Raw genomic sequence first — 20,714 nt, 5'->3', positions numbered from 1 at the left:
TTGCTATTTACAGGTAGGGTCCATCGCCTGGGAGATAACATTAATACCGATTATATCCTTCCCGGTAAATACAAGTTTCAGTCATTCGACCTAGAAGAACTCGTGTCGCACCTTTTTGAGGATATTGATCCGGGACATTACCGTAAAGTTCATCAAGGCGATATTTTAGTGGCAGGACGTAATTTTGGTTGCGGTTCATCACGAGAAGTAGCACCTTTGCTGTTGCAATATGCCGGATATAGAGCAGTTATTGCCCAATCATTTGGCCGGATATTTTATCGTAATGCCATTACGATTGGGTTACCAGTCTTAAATTGTGAAACAGGAGATATAAAAGAAGGAGATTTGCTCCAGGTCAACCTGGTTAGAGGGGAGGTAAAAATAATAGAGCGAGGTATCATTTTACAAACTATGCCTTTGCCGGGTTTTATGATAGAGATATTAAGCTCAGGTGGGTTATTACCTTTTCTAGAAGAGAAAAATAAAAAATTTTAGAGGGAAGGAGGAATTAGGCAATTAATGTAGAAGTACATATATAAAAGGTACTAACAACCTAATGATAGGAGGTGATGTTATTAGAACATCATTCTATTTTTAAACATATTTTACTATAAGGATATATAAGGAGGAGAACTGAATGAAGGATTCTTATGTACTCTTGAAAAATGCTTATGGTACAGAAGAAATGCGCCAGGTTTGGACTGAAGAAAATATGGTGCAGAAATGGCTGGATATGGAAGTGGCCATTACCAAGGCTAAAATGGAAATGGGGATCATCCCGAAAGAAGCTGGCGAAGAAATTATTCGCAAAAGTAGTGTTAAATATTTAACCCCACAAATGATTGCCGACGTTAAAGCTGGAGCTGCCCACTTAATCGTTTCCTTCATTAAAGCCTTTGCCAAAATGTGCGGCCCGGCAGGTGAACATTACCACGTTGGTCCTACTACCCAGGATATTTTAGATACCGGATTGGTACTCCAGATTCGGGAAGCTTATACTATTTTAATGAGGCAGATGCGGGAAGTAGAAGCAGTTTTATGTGAAATGGCCAATAAGTATAAACATACCGTAATGATGGGCCGTACCCACGGGCAGCATGCTGTGCCAATAACTTTTGGCTTTAAGTGTGCTATTTGGGCCTACGCTATGCGCGATCATATCCAGCGCTTTAAGGAAATGGCCCCCAGGCTTTTCCTGGCCAATATTTCTGCTGCCTGTGGTTCCCGCAATACCTTTAAATACCTGGTAGGGGATGAGAAGGCCGAAAAAATACAAGAGATTGTTTCCAGAGAACTTAACTTAGGTGTTCCTGTAATGGATATCCACCAGCGTCCGGACCGTTACATGGAATTTACCAATAATATAGCCGTCATGATGACAACCCTGGCCCAAATGGGAATTGAGATTCGTAACCTTCAGCGGACTGAAGTACAAGAATTGGAAGAGCCTTTTGATTCCGCCAACCAGTATTCCAGCAGTACCATGCCAAATAAGCGTAACCCTGAACCGAGCGAATGGCAGGAGGGTCTGGCTAAAATTGCCCGTGGCAATGCCCTGGCTGTTATGGAAATTAATATGCAACATGAACGTGATGCTACCAGAATGGCGCCGGAGTTTGCCTGCATTCCCGAAAGCTGTTTAATTGCCTCGGCAGCCTTAGCGACCGCCTTGAAGAACTTAAAGGGGCTAGTGGTACACGAGGATAACATGCGTAAAAACCTTTATATTACCAATGGTATTGCTATGGCCGAATTGGTGATGCTGGCCCTGTACAAGAAGACTGGCCGTAAAGTTACCGCCCATACCCTGGTACATGATGTGTCGATGAAAGCCTTTGTTGAGCGGCGTTCTTTAAAAGAGGTTCTTCTTGAGAACGAAGAAGCCCGTAAATACCTTACTGCTGAAGAAATTGATGAATTGACCAACCCAGAAACATATTATGGCACAGCGGCGGTTCAGGCAGAAAAGATGATTAATTATATTAATAGTTTACGCCCGACTGATGCTGAGGCAGTTAAGCCTTTCGGGATTACTCTATAAGTAGTAAAATAAACTTGGCCCGGGTGAATTAGGCCACCCGGGCCAGGTTAAATTATCTGGGGCTGCGAGGGGGGATAGTTTTTGAAAGAGATTAACGTTCAGGATGTAATTCCAGTAGTGGAAAGATTATGTATTGAGTCTTGTACATTATTAGGAGAAGACTGGTGGCAAGCAATTGATCAGGCAATAGCCAGGGAAGAGTCAACGATAGGGCGGGACATTTTAAGCCAGCTAAAAGAAAATGCCCGGCTGGCGGCCACTACTTCCAGTGCGATCTGCCAGGATACAGGTATCGCGGTAATATTTGTTGAATTAGGTCAAGATGTACGGCTCACAGGAGGCAATTTATATGATGCTATTAACGAAGGTGTACGCCGGGGATATACGAAGGGCTATTTACGTAAATCGGTCCTAAATGACCCCCTTATCCGTAAAAATACCGGTGATAATACGCCGGCAATTATTCATACCCACATAGTCAATGGCGATTTTTTGAAAATTACAGTTGCTCCTAAAGGTGCTGGCAGTGAAAATGTATCTGGTGTTAAAATGCTTAAACCATCTGAGGGAGTCGAGGGTATTAAACGCTATGTATTACAAATGGTGGAAGAAGCCGGTGGCAATACTTGCCCGCCCACATTAGTTGGTGTGGGAATTGGGGGGGACCTGGAAGAAGTTGCTCTGCTTGCTAAGAAGGCTTTATTACGCCCCTTGTTACAACGTCACCCCCTGCCGCATATAGCCCAACTAGAAGAAGAATTATTAACGATGATTAATAAAACAGGTATCGGTCCCCAGGCTTTGGGTGGTAGAATAACGGCCCTTGATGTTCATATCGAAGTATACCCAACTCATATAGCCTGTCTTCCGGTTGCTGTCAATTTCCAATGCCATGCTGTCCGTCATGCTGAAGCAGTGTTGTAGGAGGCAAGAGGGATAATGATTAAGATTACAACGCCAATAGATGAAGCAACTGCGCGTAGTTTAAAGGCTGGCGATCAGGTGCTGATAAACGGCATTATCTATACTGGTAGGGATGCGGCCCATAAAAGAATGTTCGATGCTCTAAAAGCCGGGCAAGAGTTGCCGGTTGATTTAAGGGATCAGATTATTTATTACGTAGGGCCATGTCCGGCCAAACCTGGCCAGGTAATCGGCGCTGCAGGTCCAACTACCAGCGGGAGGATGGACGCTTACACGCCAACTTTAATCCGGGAAAAGTATTTGCGGGGCATGATTGGAAAGGGGGGGCGCAGTCCGGAAGTTATTAAAGCTATGAGAGACATCGGCACGGTCTATTTTCTAGCTATAGGTGGAGCGGGCGCCCTTCTGGCGCAAAGGATTAAGAAGGCTACCGTAGTTGCCTATGAAGATCTTGGACCGGAAGCTATCTATTGCCTAGTGGTAGAAGACTTTCCAGTGATTGTAGGTATTGATTGTCAAGGAAACAATTTATATACAATTGGGAGGTCACAATATCGACAACTTTAAGTAAAAAATTAAAAATGATAAATGGAGGCTTAGTATGTTGAACCTCAGAGAAGAAGCCTTGGAGCTACACAGAAAAAAACCGGGGAAAATAACCGTCCAAAGTAAGGTTGCTGTTACCAGCCGAGAAGAATTAAGTTTGGCCTATACACCAGGCGTGGCCGAACCTTGTAAAGAAATATATCGTGCTCCTGACCTGGTTTATGAATACACGACTAAAGGCAACCTGGTAGCTGTAGTTACCGATGGTTCAGCCGTCTTAGGCTTAGGTGATATTGGTCCTGAAGCCGCTATGCCTGTTATGGAGGGCAAGGCAATTCTCTTTAAAACTTTTGCCGGAGTGGATGCTTTTCCCCTCTGCCTGGCCACTAAAGATATAGACACAATTGTCCATACAGTAAAAATGCTTGCCCCAACCTTTGGAGGCATTAATCTGGAGGATATCGCTGCCCCGCGCTGTTTTGCTATTGAAGAAAGACTAAAAGCGGAGCTTGATATACCTGTTTTTCACGATGACCAGCACGGTACAGCAGTGGTAGTGGCAGCTGCCCTTCTTAACGCTCTGCGGGTAGTTGGCAAAGAAATGAAGGACATTAAAGTTGTCATTAACGGAGCCGGGGCTGCTGGGATAGCTATTAGCAAGTTATTCCTTGATATGGGAGTTGGTGACCTGGTTCTCTGTGACAGTGTGGGCGCCATTTATGCCGGGAGAGAAAAAGGAATGAACCCTTATAAAGAAGAAATAGCTCACCGGACTAATTCAGGCCGGGCAACTACCTTAACTGAAGCTTTGCGTGGTGCTGACGCTTTTATCGGCGTATCAGTCCCCTGGACGGTAACGCGGGAAATGGTAAGGACCATGGCTCAAGATGCTATTGTCTTTGCCATGGCCAACCCGGTACCGGAAATATATCCGGAAGAAGCCAGGGCTGGCGGCGCCAAAGTTATAGGTACTGGACGTTCTGATTTCCCCAACCAAATTAATAACGTCCTAGCTTTTCCTGGTATCTTCCGCGGTGCCTTGGATGTTCGCGCTAGGGAAATAAATGAAAGAATGAAAATAGCTGCAGCGCAAGCCATTGCCTCCTTGATCAGCGAAACAGAATTAAATCCTGACTACATTATTCCTGACGTTTTTGATTGCCGGGTAGCACCAGCAATAGCTGCTGCCGTAGCCCGGGCTGCTGTTGAATCAGGTGTGGCTCGAAAACATTTATCTCCAGAAGATGTAGCCCAGCATACTAGGGAATTAATAGAGTGAATATAAAGTTTTAAAAAGTAATATGGATCAAAACCTATTAAGACCTACTTTTAAGTAGGGTTTTTCTTTTTCTCGACAATTTAACTGATAAATGATATAATAACCTTATAATAGAACGACAGATTGCTTTGTAAGGAGCGTAAGTTAATGAGCCTTGATAAGCAAAGCGTTATCCCACTTTACTACCAGCTAAAAGAACTAATCCGCCAGGAAATCGAAGGGGGAGTCTGGCAAGCAGGAGATTGTTTACCACCGGAGCGGGAGCTATGTGAAAAGTATGAGGTTAGCCGAGCTACCGTAAGGCAAGCCTTAGCTGATTTAGAACGTGAGGGTTTGCTTGAACGTAAACAAGGGAAGGGTACTTTTGTCTCTTCTCCTAAAGTAGAAGAAGATCTGTTAGGATTTTATAACTTCAGTGAGCAGATGCGGGTCAAGGGATATGTGCCGTCTGTTAAGACCATAAGTGTCGAAAGGATTACTGCTCCCAGACGTCTGGCTAAACTATTTGCCTTCGCTGATGGGGAAGAAGTAATGCGAATTATTCGCCTGCGACTGGTTAACGAGGAGCCTCTTTTTGTAGAAAAAACATATTTACCTTATAGTATATGCCATAATTTAACCTTGGAAGAAGTATCTAGAACCCCTGTGTTTTATGATATATTAACCAGTCGCTGCCAGATTAAAGTTAAAGGTGCTAAAAAATATATTGAGCCTACATTAGTTGATGAATTTGAATCTTCTTTATTAGGGGTAAAAAAAGGGGCCCCGGCCTTATTGATGGAACGAATTACTTATGCGGAAACGGGAGAAGTGGTAGCAATATGTACCTGGATAGTACGTGGCGACAGATGCCGTCACTATGTTGATATAGTTAACAATTGATAAAGGGAGTTCTTTTCTTTAGCAAGCTATTTATATGGTTTATTTAAACCAATACATGGTTCTTGATAGTGACTAATAAGACGGTAATTAAATTAAATATTTGGTCAACGACACGTGTTTTTTGATGGGAATATAATAACCATAGTCGTATTTGTGAAACGAGGACCATAATTTCGTGGAAGTTATCCTTTTGCCAGTTTATTAGCGGCCTGTTTAAGGCAAAATAAAATTACTATGGCTAAACAGTATGCGACCTGGCAGATCGCCGCTGCCTATATCGGCACCGTTGTAGGGGCCGGTTTTGCCTCCGGCCAGGAGGTGCTGCAGTTTTTTGGCTACTTTGGCCTGTGGGGTATCTTCGGCCTCATCCTGGCCACGGCCCTGTTTATCTTTTTTGGCTACACCGTCCTGCGCCTGGGACATCAACTGGCAGCCGAATCCCACCTGGCAGTAATGCACCGTGCTGGCGGCCCCTGGATAGGCCGGGCGGTAGATATTATTACGACCTTCTTCCTTTTTGGCGCCCTGGCCGTCATGGCTGCCGGTGCCGGGGCCATTTTCAGCCAGGAATTCCGCCTACCCGGTTTTTTGGGCAGCAGCCTGCTGGTGATTATCACCTTGATTACTGTGCTGGCAGGCCTCAACAAGGTAATTGGCTCCATTAGCCTGGTAGCCCCGGTCTTAATAACATCTGTCATGGGGATAAGCTTGGTAACGGTAACTAGAAATCTACCTGCCTTCATAGCTAACCTTTCCTGGAGTGACATGACCCGGGCGGCCGTACCCTTCTGGCCCCTGGCGGCCCTGTTGTATGCCTCCTATAACCTGGTCCTGGCCATCGCCGTGCTGGCCCCCCTGGGAGCCCTGGGCCGGCCGGAGCATCTCCTGCCAGGGGCTGCCCTGGGCGGCCTGGGCCTGGGGATGGGGGCCATGGCCATTACCCTGGCGCTGATAACTACCGCCCCGGCAGTAACGGCCCTGGAGGTACCCATGCTGCATATAGCCGGCAGTTTCACCCCTCTCTTACGTACCTTTTACAGCGTCGTCTTGCTGGCAGAGATTTATACTACCGCCGTCAGCAGCCTCTATGGCTTCACCGCCCGTATGGTGCGGCCGGGAGGAAGGAATAGCTTTCGTTGGCTGGCAATCGGGGCCAGCACCGTGGCCCTGGTAGCCTCGCAATTCGGGTTTTCCCGCCTGGTGGCCACCCTTTTCCCCCTGGTGGGTTATGCTGGCCTCTTGCTGCTGGGGGCGCTGGCCTATTACGCTTTAAGGGAAGCCCTGCCGGCTTTACGGCTAGGGCCTGTAAAGCGCCTGGCCCCTGCCCCGGCTCGCAAGCCTGTCGAGGGAGAAGCTATAGATGGGAGTAGAAGGGACGGGCAGGAGCAGTAATAGGGAAGGTGATCCGGCCGGATGCAGGTGATGCCTGGTGAGTAAAAAGAAGGAAGATCCGGAAGTCCTGGCTTTAAAACTGGAAGTGGCCGCCGAATTGGGCCTGCTGGGCAAAATAGAAAAGGAGGGCTGGGGGGCTTTGAGTTCGGCGGAAAGCGGAAAAATTGGCGGGTTGCTGGCGAAGATGAAGATTGGCTCCGGCTATATGGCTACTGTGGCGGGGCAACCGGCCATCAGGGATACGGCTGAGGACGAAGAAGAAGCTGGCAGGCTCTGAGCCTGGACGTGGACAATTACCTTATCGCTGATCAGGAGCAGGGTAACTTTAAGTTTAAACTGGCGGCCGTTCACCTTAACGGTACGGCCGTCAATCATAGCGGGGACGAGGGCCGGGTTTAAACGGCGCACTTCCTGGCCCTTCAGGGGAGACAGGATGTCCTGGATTTCCCGGGTAAGGGATTGGGTAACGGCCCGGCCTTCCACTGCCGGTGGCCTGTCGCCGCTAAAAGTGATCACCGGTTCGATGGCCACAATCACCTGGCGGCTTTCCCGGTCCAGGTTTTCTTTTAATTGGGCCAGTTCTTCACTGGCTGCCGCCAGGCGCTGTTCCAGTTCCGCCCGGGCCAGGTGGAGTTGCTCCTGCTGGCGGGCCAGGAGGAGGTTGGTCAGGCTGGCGCCCAGGAGAAAACCCAGGATAAAAATGGCCAGGTAGCGCATTACTTACCTCCGGCCAGGTTTTGAATGAGCCAGTAACCCACCTGGGCGCCGAAAAAGGCTACAATGATAAATAATAGCTGTCTGGCCAGGACGCGGAACTGGCCTTCCAGGAGACCCTGGCCCAGAATTTCGATGGCGCTGAAGGTACCGCCCATGGCGGCGGCAATGGCCCAGATCTTTATTTCCAGGGCCAGGCGGGTCATGGTCCTTAAAGGCGGCTGTCCGACAAGGACGGCCGCCAGGGAGCCGACTACTGCGGCCCCCAGGACGACTCCCAGGGCGGTAAAAAAGATGAGCAGCAGCTTGGGAAAAAAACCATCCACCGGCATTATTCCTCCGGAAATATCTCCTCCATTATATATACGGCTGCCAAGGATGGCCTATGCCAGACAAAAGCAAGAGGAATCTGGCCCTGGATGTAGAAATTACTCCCCATGAATTCCTTCGTCCACCTCCATGTCCACAGTGAATACAGCCTCCTGGACGGGGCCGGCCGCATTAATGACCTGGTCCGGGCCGCCAGGGAGATGGGTATGCCCGCCCTGGCCCTGACGGACCACGGTGTCATGTATGGGGCTGTGGATTTCTATAAAGCAGCCCGGCAAGAAGGGATCAAGCCCATTATTGGCTGCGAGGTTTATGTGGCCCCCAGGTCCCGGCACGACCGGGAGCCCCACCGGGATGATTACCAGTACCACCTGGTCCTCCTGGCTGCCGACGCTACCGGTTACCGGAACCTGGCGGCCCTGGTTTCGGCCGCCTACCTGGAGGGCTTTTATTATAAACCGCGGGTGGACCGTGAACTTTTGAGCCGCCACAGCCAGGGCCTCATTGCTTTAAGCGCCTGCCTGGCCGGCGAGGTGCCGGACCGGCTTTTAAAGGACCAGGAGGAAAAGGCATATGAAGCGGCTGCCTGGCTCAGGGAGGTCTTTGGCCGGGAGAATTTCTACCTGGAACTCCAGGACCAGGGCCTGGCCGAACAGCGCAAAATAAACCGCCGCCTCATTGAACTGGGGCAGAGGTTAAGTTTACCCCTGGTGGCCACCAACGATGTCCATTACGTCTCCCAGGACCAGGCCCGCGTCCATGATATCCTCCTCTGTATCCAGACTGGTAAAACCCTTAACGATCCCAACCGCCTCCGCTTTCCCAACGCCCAGTTTTATTTAAAAAGCCCTGGAGAAATGGCGGCCCTTTTTGCCGAAGTGCCGTCTGCTTTAACAAATACCCTGGCCATTGCCGAACGCTGTAACTTCGACTTCACCTTTGGTCAACTGCACCTGCCGGCCTACCGGGTACCGGCGGGGGAGGATACTGCCAGTTACCTGCGCCGCCTCTGCTATGAGGGTTTCAGCAGGCGTTACCCCCGGGATGACGGCACGGCACGGCAGCGCCTCGACTATGAGCTGGGCATTATTGAACAAATGGGCTACCCGGGATATTTCCTCATTGTCTGGGACATGGTCAATTTTGCCCGCCGGCGGGGCATCCCGGTGGGTCCGGGAAGGGGCTCGGCTGCCGGTAGCCTTGTGGCCTACTGCCTGGGGATCACCGCCATAGACCCTTTGCGCTATAACCTCCTCTTTGAGCGCTTTCTCAACCCGGAGCGGGTCAGTATGCCCGATATAGATATTGACTTTTGCTTTGAGCGCCGGGACGAGGTTATCCGGTATGTCCTGGAAAAATACGGTAGGGAGCACGTGGCCCAGATTATTACCTTTGGCACCATGGCTGCCCGGGGTGCTGTCAGGGATGTGGGCCGGGTCCTGGGGATGCCCTTGAGCGAAGTCGACCGGATTGCCAGGATGGTCCCCCTGGAGCTGGGCATTACCCTGGACCGGGCCCTGGCCACAACGCCGGAGTTAAAGGAAAGCTATGAAGGCAGCGCGGCGGTGCGGGAACTCCTGGATACGGCCCGGGCCCTGGAGGGCATGCCCCGCCATGCCTCTACCCATGCGGCCGGGATTGTGATTACCCAGGAACCCTTAACTTACTACCTGCCCCTGCAAAAAACCGGTGAGGCCGTGACGACCCAGTTTCCCATGCAGGTGGTGGAAGAACTGGGCCTCTTAAAAATGGACCTCCTGGGCCTCCGCACCTTAACGGTGATCGACCAGGCCTGCCGGGCTATCCGCTTGAACTACGGCCGCGACCTGGATTTGGAAAACCTGCCCCTGGATGACCAGGCTACCTACCGGCTCCTGGCCAGCGGAGAAACCAGCGGCATCTTCCAGCTGGAAAGCAGCGGCATGCGGGCCATTTTAAAGGAATTAAAACCGGAACGATTTGAGGACATTATCGCCCTGGTGGCCCTGTACCGGCCCGGCCCGTTAGGTAGCGGCATGGTAGAGGACTTTATAGAGCGCAAGCACGGCGTAACGCCCATTACTTACCTCCACCCCTCCCTGGAGCCCATCCTCAAGGATACCTACGGCGTCATCCTTTACCAGGAGCAGGTCATGCGCATTGCCAGCGAGCTGGCCGGCTTTACCCTGGGCCAGGCTGACCTCTTACGCCGGGCCATGGGCAAAAAGAAGCCGGAGGTCCTGGCGGCCCAGCGGGAGCGTTTTCTAGCCGGGGCCGTCAAAAAAGGCCTGCCGGAAGATATTGCCATTAAAATCTTTGAACTCATGGAATACTTTGCCGGGTACGGTTTCAATGCCAGCCACTCGGCGGCCTATGCCCTGGTAGCCTACCAGACGGCCTATCTCAAGGCCCATTACCCGGCGGAGCTGATGGGAGCCCTGCTGTCCAGTGTGGCCGAACACCTGGACAAAATGGGGCCTTATCTCGCCGAATGTCAACGCCTGGGGATCAGGGTCCTGCCTCCTGATGTCAACGAATCTGGTGTGGATTTCACCATCGCCGGCGGGCACATCCGCTTCGGCCTGGCGGCGGTTAAAAACGTCGGCCGTGCCGCCGTGGAAGCCATCATTGCCGCCCGGGAGGCCGGGGGCCCCTTTACTTCCCTCCTGGACTTCTGCCGCCGGGTTGATGCCCGGCTGGCCAACAAAAGGGTGGTGGAGAGTCTCATCCGCTGCGGCGCCTTTAACTCCCTGCACCCCAACCGGCGGCAGCTCCTGGCCATCCTGGATGAATGTTTTGAGCTGGCAGCCCAGCGCCAGGAGGACCGCCGCAGCGGCCAGATATCTTTAATGGATATGGTACCGGAAGAAGTTAACGAGCCGCCCCTGCCGGATCTGGCCGATTTTTCCCGGGCCGACATCCTGGCCATGGAAAAGGAACTCCTGGGCTTCTACTTAAGCGGTCATCCCCTGGAGCCCTATACAGAAGCCTTGCAGCAGGTCGTTACCCATGCCCTGGCTGATCTCTCCGAAATACCCGACGGCAGCCAGGTTATCCTTGGCGGCCTGGTAAGCGGTTTGCGCCGCCTGGTCACCCGTAAGGGTGAGCCCATGGCCGTCCTTACCCTGGAGGATTTCAGCGGCCAGGTGGAAGTCGTCCTTTTCCCCCGTATTTACAGCCAGGGCCGTGCCTGGCTTGCCCCCGACCAGGTGGTTATTATTTATGGCCACACCGATAAACAGGAGGAAGGGGTCCACGTCCTGGCCGACCAGGTAAAGCCGGTAAAGGCAGGTCCCGGCGAGGCAGGAGCACCGGCCGGCGGTCTTCCGGCCGTGACATCGCCGGGCGGAGCAGTGGGCCGGGAGGGGGCATCCGGCCAGGAGACAGGGGCAGCGCCGCCTGCCCTTGCCGGCACCTGGAAGGAGGGGGAGCGCAGGTCTGGCCGGCGCCTGTACCTGAAGTTGACGGGGAAAGAGCAGAGGGCAGCCCTGCAGGATATTTTGACCGCTTTTCCCGGTGACTGCCCGGTGTACCTGCACTTGAGCAGCGAGGGGCGGACCCTTGTTCTTCACCGCCGGCTATGGGTTGAACCGGTGCCGGCCCTGCTGGCAAGTTTGGCCCGCCTTTTAGGTGGGCAAGATAAAGTTAAATTAGTACCGGAAAAATAGATAATTTAAAGTCTCCTTAGCAGGAATATCAATAGAGGAGTGGAATTAGCTTAAATTAAGGAGGCAAGGGGGTGATAGCCATTGAGGGTGGCTGTATATCCAGGTACCTTTGATCCTATCACCAACGGGCACCTGGATATCATCCGGCGGGCCATCGGGATCTTTGACCGGGTGATTGTAGGAGTTGCTGCTGATAATTATAAAGAAACCCTGTTTTCCCTGGAGGAAAGGGTAAAGTTAGTAAAAGCTGTTACCAGAGATTGGCCCATGGTCACGGTCAAGGCCTTCTCCGGGCTCCTGGTTGATTTTGCCCACCAGGAAGGCGCCGTGGCCATCGTCAGGGGTCTAAGGGCTGTTTCCGACTTTGAATATGAGTTCCAGATGTCCATCATGAATAAAAAACTGGCCGGCGACCTGGAGACGGTATTTTTAATGACAGCTACCGAGTACTCCTTCATAAGTTCAAGCATTATTCGCCAGGCAGCCTCCCTGGGAGGGTGCATCCGCGGCCTGGTGCCGCCGGAAGTAGAACGAGCCTTATTACAACGCTACGGATTTTTGTAGGAGGAGGTGTAGGTTATAAATGGAGGGCAGGGACAGTGTGACAGGTGCCGATTTTATTGCCATTAAAGCCCTGGAGAACGGGGTAACCATCATTGGCTTGACGCGTGGCAAGGATACCAAGTTCCATCACTCCGAAAAACTAGATAAAGGAGAAATCATGATTGCCCAGTTTACCGAGCATACCTCTGCTATGAAAATCCGCGGCCGGGCTCTGGTTCTCACCAAATACGGGAGTTTAGAAGCGGGGGAGTGAGCGGCATGTGGACTGTGATCTACATCGCGGCCAACCGTAAACAGGCCTTGCGCCTGAAAGAGGTTTTGACCCAGGAGGGTATCATGGTAAACTTGCGGCCCATTGGCTCCTGCCAGATGGAGGACCTGGCGGGGTACGAACTCCTGGTCCCCGAATCGGAAGCTGAAGAAGCCAATGAAATATTAAATACGGCCCTGGTACGATGAAGAAAGCGGCGGGGAGACATACCCCAGCCAAAACCATATAATTTTTGAGGAGGGAACTTCTTGCGGACGATAGGAGTACTGACGAGCGGGGGTGATGCCCCGGGAATGAATGCGGCCATCAGGGCGGTAGTCCGCCAGGCTGCCGCCCTGAACATGGAGGTAATCGGCATTGCCCGGGGATACGCAGGATTAATCCAGGGTGATTTTCGCCGCCTCAATACCGGTGCGGTGGCCGACATTATCCACCGGGGCGGTACTATTTTATTAACGGCCCGGTCAGAGGAATTTCGCACGGAAGCCGGCCGGGCCATAGCCCTGGACAACCTGAGGCGGGAAGGCATTGAAGGCCTGGTCGTCATCGGCGGCGACGGTTCCTTCCACGGCGCCGTTCACCTGGCGAAAAAAGGAATGCCGACGGTTGGCATCCCCGGTACCATTGACAACGACATTGCCGGTACCGATTATACCATTGGCTTTGATACGGCCGTCAATACGGCTGTTGAAGCCATCAACCGCATCCGGGATACGGCAACTTCCCACGAACGGATTTTCATCATTGAAGTTATGGGGCGCCATTCGGGCCAGATTGCCCTGGCGGCCGGCATTGCCGGCGGCGCCGAGTCCATCCTGATACCGGAATACCCCGTCGATTATGACCAGGTGGTGGAACGCATTGAGCGGGGCCGCCACCGGGGCAAGCTCCACAGCATTATTGTGGTAGCTGAGGGTGTGGGCAGCGCCCTGGAAGTGAGCCGGGAAATCGGCAAGCGCACCAAACTGGAAAGCCGGGTAACAATACTCGGCCATATCCAGCGGGGGGGAGCGCCGACGGCCTTTGACTGCCTGCTGGCCAGCCGCCTGGGCGCTCACGCGGTAAAGCTTCTAGCTTCTGGTGCCAGCAGCCGTATGGTAGGCATAGCGGCCAATGAACTGGTAGACCGGGACCTGGAAACAATCCTCCAGGAAAAAAAGACCATCGACCCGGATTTATACCGCCTGGCCGAAGTGCTGGCCCTGTAAGACTGGCAGGGGGGGCAACTATGCGCCACACCAAAATTGTCTGCACCCTGGGCCCGGCGAGTTCCCGGGTTGACATTATCAAAGAGATGATCCGGGCGGGCATGAATGTAGCCCGTTTCAATTTTTCCCACGGTAGCCATGCCGAACACGGGGCGCGGATGGCTGCCGTCCGCCAGGCAGCGGCGGAACTGGGTGTCAGGGTGGCCCTGATGCTGGACAATAAAGGCCCGGAAATCCGCCTGGGGGAGATCCGGGGAGAGGTAACCCTAAAGGATGGGGACGAAGTCATCCTGACTACGGAACCGATTACCGGCGATGCCTGCCGCCTGCCGGTAAGCTTTGCCGGCCTGCCCGGCGATGTCCGGCCCGGCCAGACGATTTTATTAGACGATGGTTTAATTGAGCTGGAAGTCCTGGATACAACCAGCACTGAGATTCGCTGCCGGGTCCGCCACGGCGATGTTATTTCCAGCCATAAAGGTGTCAACATTCCCGGAGCCGAGATTAGCCTGCCGGCCCTGACGGAACAGGACATTAAAGACCTGGAATTTGGCCTTGAGCAGGGGATAGATTTTATCGCCCTTTCCTTTGTCCGCACGGCTGCTGATGTCCTGGCGGCGCGCAAAGAGCTGGAGAAACGCGGCGCCAGGGTGGCGATTATTGCCAAGATCGAAAACCAGGCTGGCGTCAACAACCTGGAGGAAATACTCCAGGTGGCCGACGGGATCATGGTGGCCCGGGGTGACCTGGGGGTAGAAATCCCGGTGGAAGAAGTACCCCTGGTCCAGAAGAAAATTATCGAGGCCTGTAACCGGGCTGGCAAGCCGGTCATCACAGCGACCCAGATGCTGGAGTCCATGATCCATAACCCGCGGCCGACCAGGGCCGAGGCCAGCGATGTGGCCAATGCTATTTTTGACGGTACTGATGCCATCATGCTTTCCGGGGAAACGGCCATGGGCCGTTACCCGGTAGAGGCAGTGGCCACCATGGCCCGCATTGCCCGGCGGGCGGAAAGGGGGTTGCCCTACGGCGACCTGTTGCTGAAAAAGGGCCTGGCCGCCGAAAGGACGGCCACAGATGCCATTAGCCATGCCAGCTGTACCATCGCTTATGAGCTGGGTGCGGCGGCTATCATTACTCCAACAGCTTCCGGGTCCACGGCCCGGCGGGTGGCCAAATACCGGCCCCAGGCCCCTATCCTGGCCACCAGTCCCAATGAAAGGGTGCTGAACCAGCTCTGCCTGGTCTGGGGTGTCGAACCCCTGCTAGTCGAGCCCACCAGCGGTACCGATGAAATGGTCAACGCGGCCGTAGCGGCAGCCATTCTCTCGGGCCGGGTCAAACAGGGCGATCTGGTAGTCATCACCGCCGGTGTACCCGCCGGGGTGCCCGGCACGACCAACCTCCTCAAGGTACATATCGTTGGCGAGGTGCTGGTGCGGGGCCGGGGTATCGGCAGGGAGGTGACCAGTGGCCCGGTGCGCCTGGTGAAGACGGCAGCCGAGGCCATAGCCAGGGTCCAAAAGGGCGATATCCTGGTTACGGTAGAAACCGGGCCCGATTTTTTACCGGCCATGGAAAGGGCAGCGGCCATTATTACCGAGGCCGGGGGCTTGAGTTCCCACGCGGCCGTCAATGGCTTCAGCCTGGGAATCCCCGTAGTAGTGGGGGCTGAAGGCGCAACCCAAAAGCTGGCTGACGGTATGATTGTGACTGTCGACGTTGTCCGGGGCCTGGTCTACCGCGGCCAGACGCGGGTGTTATAGGTGTTTTCCGGGTTAGCGGAGGGATGCCCGCGCCAGGAAGAATTTTGTATGGAAGATTTACGCGGAGGATTGAATTATGCCGCAAAAAGTAAGTATAACCGATACAACCCTGCGAGACGGCCACCAGTCGTTGCTGGCCACCCGGCTCAAAACTGAGGACATGATCCCCATAGCGGCCCAGATGGATGCTATCGGGTTTTATTCCCTGGAGGTATGGGGTGGTGCTACCTTTGATGCCTGCATGCGTTTCTTAAACGAAGACCCGTGGGAACGCCTGCAGGCTTTACGCCAGGCCATGCCCCGTACTAAGTTACAGATGCTTCTCCGGGGGCAGAACCTCCTTGGTTATCGCCATTATGCCGACGACGTTGTTACCGAGTTTGTAAAAATGAGCATAAAAAACGGCATCGATATCTTACGCATCTTCGATGCCCTGAATGATATCCGCAATATGGCCCTGGCCATGAAGGTGGCGAAGGAAGAGGGCGGTCATGTCCAGGCCACTATCTGCTACACCCTGGGGCCTGTTTATGACGATGCCTATTATTTACGCCTGGCCCGGAACCTGGCCGACCTGGGTGCCGATTCTTTATGTATCAAGGATATGGCCGGCCTCCTCACCCCGGCAGATGCCTACCGGCTGGTGCAAAAAATTAAGGCTGAAGTAAACCTGCCCCTCCAGCTTCACTGCCACTATACCAGCGGCATGGCCGCCATGACTTACCTGAAGGCCGTTGAAGCCGGCGCCGATGTCCTGGATACGGCCATGTCCCCCCTGGCCCTGGGCACTTCCCAGCCGGCAACCGAGACCATGGTGGCCGCCCTGGCCGGGACTCCCTGGGATACCGGCCTCGACCTGGATAAACTGGCCGAAATAGCCGTCTATTTCCGCCAGGTTCGCAAGAAGTACCGGGAATTTGACGTGGGCGACGGTACCGTTGACGCCAATGTGCTGCGTTACCAGATCCCGGGCGGGATGCTTTCCAACTTTATGTCCCAGCTGGCCCAGCAGAACGCCCTGGACCGCCTGCCGGAAGTGCTGGCCGAAGTGCCGCGGGTCAGGGCCGACCTCGGCTACCCGCCCCTGGTCACCCCCTCCAGCCAGATGGTTGGCGCCCAGGCAGTATTGAATGTCCTGGCCGGGGAGCGCTACAAGATGGTCACCAGGGAAGTCAAGGATTACCTGCGCGGCCTCTATGGCCAGCCACCGGTGCCGGTCAATGAAGAGATCCGCCGTAAAATCATTGGTGACGAAGAACCCATTACCTGCCGCCCCGCCGACCTGCTGGAACCCCAGTTGCCGGCAGCCCGGCAGGAAGTAGCGCCCTACATGGAGAAGGAAGAAGACGTCCTCTCCTACGCCCTTTTCCCGGCAGTAGCTAAACAATTCCTGGCCGAGCGCCTGGCCGCCCGTACCCGGGTGGATTACGAACTGGTAGCTGCGGCCAGGGAAGCATATTACCCGGCATAAAATTTAAAGGAGGAGAAACCATGGCAGATTTAGACAAAACCACCATGGCCAGAAGGTTAACTGAAGTCCTGCGCCTGGATACGGGCATTGTAGGGGTAAAGCTTTATAAAGACAGGAAGGACCTGCCCCGGCGGCCGTACAACTGGAAAATCAACATCTGCCAGCAGGTATCAGCGGCCCGCTACCAGGGCCGGGCCAGTGCCGGTACCCCGGACCTCATGGTCTGCGCCATTGGCGCCGCCTGCACCGGCCTCATCAAGACCCCGGAGCGCTTCACCAGCGGTAAAGCCCCCCTGGGCCGCTATGTAGCCGATGTCGAAGCCGGCCGGCGCTTTATGGCCAATACCTACAAGGTGGGGGATGCCGGTAAAGTTTATGACGGTATTTTTGTAGCCCCTGTAGAAGGCTTTACCAAAGAAGACCCCGATGTGGTGGTCATTTACGCCAACCCGGCGCAAGTTATGCGCCTGGTCCACTGCTGCCTCCATGAAACAGGGGAACCGGTCAAGGCTGATACGGTAGCCGAAGCGGCCCTCTGTTCTTCCATTGGCTTTGCCCTGAAAGAACAAAAGCCCATCATTGGCTTTCCCTGCGCCGGCGACCGTACCTTCGGGGGGACCCAGAAGGATGAGCTGGTTTTCGCAGCGCCTTACAGTTTGCTGGAAACCATAGTCGAAAATATGGAGAGCCTGCTCATGGGTCACGGCCAGCTCTACCCGGTGGCGCCCTTTAACAACTACACGCCAACAATGGTGCCGGCCTATACCATGCAACCGGAAGACCTGGAAGACAAATAAGTTCAGTTGCAGGGGGGTTTACGGCTTAAATATGGTTCGACGATAATTTTATCGCCGGCAAGGCGGGCTATCTCCGGGTAGGCCCGCCTTGTTTTTTGCTCCGGGGAGCGGGCGATTACGCCGGCGATACTGAGCTGCACCGGGACCAGGCGGTAGGCAACAATAACTGCTGCCCTGTCACCTGAGACTCCGGCGTGGGCACTGCCCAGCAGCGTACCCATGACCAGGATGTTGCCAGTGGCTTTAATGGTGGCACCCTGGTGAACGTTGCCCACCAGCACCACATGGCCGCTGTAAGCCAGTTCCTGGCCGTTACGGAGATTGCCTTCTTCCAGCAGGGTAGAGAGCCCGGCAGCGCCGTCTACCGCAGGGGCAGGTACTACATGCAAGCCGGCAGGTGGAACAGCAGAGGTAGAGTAACAGTTAGCGCCCGCTACCATAGTGGCAGGGGCGAGTTTTCCCTGGTTTTTCTGGGGCCGGTAGCGATCCGGCAAAGGTATATTGGTCCCCGGGACCAGGCCGTGCTCCCGGCAGATAGCTTCCAGTTCGGCTGTTTCCCGGCTGCTTAAAGGGGAGGTTGGTACCAGGGCAAAGGAAGCGCCCTGGAAGAAGCCCCGGGCCGCGGCAAATTTAGCGGCGAGGTTAGCCCGCAGTTCATTAAAATCCCGGCTGGCATCTAATAAAATCAGCAGGCCGCCACGGGTCCCTTTGAAGGTGATACAATCCTGCGCCATGTGGCTACTCCTTTCCGGGCAGGAAAAATTTTCGGCAGTAAATCCATCTTCCTGGAAAGATTCGCCTTGAAATACCATTTTTCCTGCTGCAGGGAAAAAAGTTGCCGCTATTTGTTGCCGGGACCAGTTGGGCAGGAAGGGTGTTAAGCCCTGTCAAGATTTAAGTCTGGAAGGATTCCTACCTCTTCAGGCGAATAATAGGCTATGGTTTTTGGTTATTCTTTCTGGCAGGGGTAAAGGCAGGATGGTAAAAATTAAATTCCGGCATTATTTTTTAGGCTTAATAGCGTTTTTAATCTTGCTCATAGTGGCGAGTACCGGCTGGCTGCAACCAACCCAGGCAACCCACCAGGTACGGGCAGGGCTCTTAATTACAACGCCAGGGGCAGATCAGGGCACCCTGGCGGCCTATGGAGCGGTCTTAAAGGAAGAGGGTTTCCCCTGGGCGGAAGTTGGCCCCGGGGACCTCAACCTGTCACCCCGGGAACTGGTAGCACGCTACCCGGCCCTGATTTTGCCGGAAGGGTTAAACCAGGTTTTGCCGTCGCCGGTACCCCGGGTATTAACCGACTATGTCCACTCAGGCGGTAAGGTTTTACTGGTCTATGACCCCGGGACCAGGGGGGCTGGCGGGGAGAGGCTACCCGAGCCGGCCCTGGCAGGCCTGGCCGGGGTAAATTACGGCCCGGCACCGGGTGGGGACCAGCAAACCTATGACAGCGGTTACTGGCAGTTTTCTACGCCTCAGGTAGCGGCATCCTGGGGGATCACACCCGGTAAGCTGGACCGGGACAATGCCGTCAGCAGCTATGGTTACGGGCGGCTGCGCTACCGGCATGTCCGGGCGAGGCTTCTGGACGCCCGGCTGATAGCCTTTGACAGCCAGGCAGGCTTAAATCCGGTTATTACCGAAAAATCTTATCCCTCGGGGGGGAGCGTGGTTTTTGTTAACATACCCCTGGGGTATTACAAGCAAATGTCCGACGACCTCGCCTTACGTTCTATTGTCCGGACCTTTTTAATCAAATATGCCCACCTCCCCCGCCTGGTCAATACACCACGGGGTAAAGGCGGGCTGGTAGTCAACTTTCACCTGGACAGCAATGCCCATATCGGCCCTTTACGGGCTATGATCCAGCGGGGTATCTTCCGGCCTGACCTCCATTATTCCATTCACATAACTGCCGGCCCGGATACATACCGGCCAGGGGATGGCTACGGCTTTGATGCCGCCTCGCCCTTTAAAGGGCGGCCCTGGGTGGAACTGATGCAGAGATACGGAGCCATCGGTTCCCATGGTGGCTGGATCCATAATTATTTTGCGGCCAACCTGGAAAAACTGCCGCGCCAGGAGGTCTGGCGCTACCTGGCCTTGAATTGCGATACCCTGGCCGGAATTACCGGCCAGCCGGTGCTGGAATACAGCGCTCCTGTAGGCAACCATCCTGCCTTTGTCAATGAGTGGTTACAACAACACGGCGTGCTGGCTTACTACAGCCCCGGGGATACTGGCTCCAGCCCTACCCGGAGCATTTTTTACGGCCGCCAGGTTAGCGGCAGCTTATGGTCTTTCCCCATCACCCCTTACCAGAAGTATGCCGCCCTGGAGGAATTAATGGCTGCCGGCGTACCCCTGGAAGAGGTTAAAAGCTGGTTCGATGACCTCCTCAACTTTATCGAGGAGGAACACGCCATCCGCTTGATTTATACCCATGCCAGCAAAAAGGAGTACGCCCTGGCGGCCCTGGCCTACCTGGCTAACCGGGCGGCCAGGGACCAGGAGGAAGGGCGCTTGCTGGTCTGGCCCATGAGCCGCTTTGCCTCCTTTTTAAACCGCCATGAGCAGGCGCAAGCTACCTTTAACCGGGGTCCCGCCGGCTGGGTAATAAAGCTCAAAAATAAGGCCGGCCTGGCCGATCTGACGGTGGCCGTCCACACTGGAAGTCACCGTTATCGCGTGACCGGCCGTTACCTGACCTGGTGGCAGGAAGGAGAATGGTTGTATATAACCACGACAGACGGTATAGTTGAGAATGAGATCTACCTGCGCCGGCTAAAATAAAACCCTGTAGGAATTAGGCATTGGATGTCTTTTTGTTGACATAAGACCACATAAAGGTTATGATAAGGTTAAGATAAAGTTAG

The 20,714-nt window shown here is 54.0% G+C and carries 20 protein-coding genes; 17 read left to right on the top strand and 3 right to left on the bottom strand.

Going from position 1 to position 20,714, the window contains the following annotated elements; genetic code table 11:
- From MOMUL_RS12395 to MOMUL_RS15875, 8 genes are all read left to right on the top strand, one after another.
- Positions 1-495 (top strand): LeuD/DmdB family oxidoreductase small subunit, encoded by a 495-nt coding sequence (locus MOMUL_RS12395; protein WP_062285298.1) that lies wholly within the window; start codon positions 1-3, stop codon positions 493-495.
- A gap of 142 nt (positions 496-637) precedes the next feature.
- The gene (purB, locus tag MOMUL_RS12390; protein ID WP_062285297.1) at positions 638-2,041 is read left to right on the top strand and encodes an adenylosuccinate lyase; all 1,404 of its coding nucleotides are present in this window, start codon (positions 638-640) and stop codon (positions 2,039-2,041) included.
- 81 nt (positions 2,042-2,122) lie between these two features.
- On the top strand, positions 2,123-2,965 hold the full coding sequence (locus tag MOMUL_RS12385; protein ID WP_062285296.1) for a fumarate hydratase: 843 nt from the start codon (positions 2,123-2,125) through the stop codon (positions 2,963-2,965).
- A 12-nt stretch (positions 2,966-2,977) separates the two neighbouring features.
- Positions 2,978-3,532 carry a Fe-S-containing hydro-lyase gene (locus tag MOMUL_RS12380; RefSeq protein WP_169802205.1) on the top strand — a complete coding sequence of 185 codons (555 nt, stop codon included), beginning with the start codon at positions 2,978-2,980 and terminating at the stop codon, positions 3,530-3,532.
- 37 nt (positions 3,533-3,569) lie between these two features.
- Entirely contained in the window at positions 3,570-4,790 is a 1,221-nt protein-coding gene (locus MOMUL_RS12375; RefSeq protein ID WP_062285305.1) for an NAD(P)-dependent malic enzyme, read from the top strand.
- Positions 4,791-4,937: 147 nt separating this feature from the next.
- Entirely contained in the window at positions 4,938-5,672 is a 735-nt protein-coding gene (locus MOMUL_RS12370; protein WP_062285294.1) for a GntR family transcriptional regulator, read from the top strand.
- 234 nt (positions 5,673-5,906) lie between these two features.
- Positions 5,907-7,064: a YkvI family membrane protein gene (locus MOMUL_RS12365; protein ID WP_062285293.1), complete on the top strand. Its 1,158-nt coding sequence runs from the start codon at positions 5,907-5,909 to the stop codon at positions 7,062-7,064.
- Positions 7,065-7,101: 37 nt separating this feature from the next.
- Entirely contained in the window at positions 7,102-7,341 is a 240-nt protein-coding gene (locus tag MOMUL_RS15875) for an alpha/beta-type small acid-soluble spore protein (RefSeq protein ID WP_084785636.1), read from the top strand.
- Here the strand turns inward: MOMUL_RS15875 and MOMUL_RS12360 are convergent.
- Together MOMUL_RS12360 and MOMUL_RS12355 are read right to left on the bottom strand one after the other, a co-directional pair.
- Complete coding sequence (locus MOMUL_RS12360; protein ID WP_062285292.1) at positions 7,266-7,781, bottom strand: sporulation membrane protein YtrI; 516 nt, start codon at positions 7,779-7,781, stop codon at positions 7,266-7,268. The genes MOMUL_RS15875 and MOMUL_RS12360 overlap by 76 nt on opposite strands.
- Complete coding sequence (locus tag MOMUL_RS12355) at positions 7,781-8,110, bottom strand: YtrH family sporulation protein (RefSeq protein ID WP_062285291.1); 330 nt, start codon at positions 8,108-8,110, stop codon at positions 7,781-7,783. Before MOMUL_RS12355 ends, MOMUL_RS12360 begins: the two co-directional genes overlap by 1 nt.
- Positions 8,111-8,215: 105 nt before the next feature.
- Here MOMUL_RS12355 and MOMUL_RS12350 point away from each other — a divergent pair, with 105 nt between their 5' ends.
- The 8 genes from MOMUL_RS12350 to MOMUL_RS12315 all read left to right on the top strand — a co-directional run bounded on the left by MOMUL_RS12350 (position 8,216) and on the right by MOMUL_RS12315 (position 17,835).
- Complete coding sequence (locus tag MOMUL_RS12350; protein WP_062285290.1) at positions 8,216-11,755, top strand: DNA polymerase III subunit alpha; 3,540 nt, start codon at positions 8,216-8,218, stop codon at positions 11,753-11,755.
- Positions 11,756-11,836: 81 nt separating this feature from the next.
- Entirely contained in the window at positions 11,837-12,319 is a 483-nt protein-coding gene (coaD, locus tag MOMUL_RS12345) for a pantetheine-phosphate adenylyltransferase (protein ID WP_054935307.1), read from the top strand.
- A 19-nt stretch (positions 12,320-12,338) separates the two neighbouring features.
- Positions 12,339-12,572, top strand: coding sequence for a trp RNA-binding attenuation protein MtrB (gene mtrB, locus MOMUL_RS12340; RefSeq protein ID WP_054935308.1), 234 nt, complete (start codon positions 12,339-12,341; stop codon positions 12,570-12,572).
- Between the two features lie 5 nt (positions 12,573-12,577).
- Complete coding sequence (locus tag MOMUL_RS12335; protein WP_054935309.1) at positions 12,578-12,778, top strand: putative signal transducing protein; 201 nt, start codon at positions 12,578-12,580, stop codon at positions 12,776-12,778.
- A 60-nt stretch (positions 12,779-12,838) separates the two neighbouring features.
- Entirely contained in the window at positions 12,839-13,798 is a 960-nt protein-coding gene (pfkA, locus tag MOMUL_RS12330; protein WP_062285289.1) for a 6-phosphofructokinase, read from the top strand.
- Between the two features lie 20 nt (positions 13,799-13,818).
- The gene (gene pyk, locus MOMUL_RS12325) at positions 13,819-15,567 is read left to right on the top strand and encodes a pyruvate kinase (protein ID WP_062285288.1); all 1,749 of its coding nucleotides are present in this window, start codon (positions 13,819-13,821) and stop codon (positions 15,565-15,567) included.
- Positions 15,568-15,643: 76 nt separating this feature from the next.
- Positions 15,644-17,038 (top strand): oxaloacetate decarboxylase subunit alpha, encoded by a 1,395-nt coding sequence (locus MOMUL_RS12320; protein WP_062285287.1) that lies wholly within the window; start codon positions 15,644-15,646, stop codon positions 17,036-17,038.
- 20 nt (positions 17,039-17,058) lie between these two features.
- Positions 17,059-17,835, top strand: a complete 777-nt coding sequence (locus tag MOMUL_RS12315; RefSeq protein ID WP_062285286.1) for a DUF169 domain-containing protein — start codon at positions 17,059-17,061, stop codon at positions 17,833-17,835.
- A gap of 2 nt (positions 17,836-17,837) precedes the next feature.
- Here the strand turns inward: MOMUL_RS12315 and minC are convergent, their stop codons facing one another.
- Positions 17,838-18,569, bottom strand: a complete 732-nt coding sequence (gene minC / locus MOMUL_RS12310) for a septum site-determining protein MinC (RefSeq protein WP_064774420.1) — start codon at positions 18,567-18,569, stop codon at positions 17,838-17,840.
- Between the two features lie 244 nt (positions 18,570-18,813).
- Here minC and MOMUL_RS12305 point away from each other — a divergent pair, with 244 nt between their 5' ends.
- On the top strand, positions 18,814-20,631 hold the full coding sequence (locus tag MOMUL_RS12305) for a polysaccharide deacetylase family protein (protein WP_062285284.1): 1,818 nt from the start codon (positions 18,814-18,816) through the stop codon (positions 20,629-20,631).
- The last annotated feature ends 83 nt before the right edge of the window (positions 20,632-20,714 follow it).

Source organism: Moorella mulderi DSM 14980, assembly GCF_001594015.1.
In the GTDB taxonomy this organism is placed as follows: Bacteria; Bacillota; DSM-521; order Neomoorellales; family Neomoorellaceae; genus Neomoorella; species Neomoorella mulderi.
This window is presented reverse-complemented; position numbering and strand designations above follow the sequence as displayed.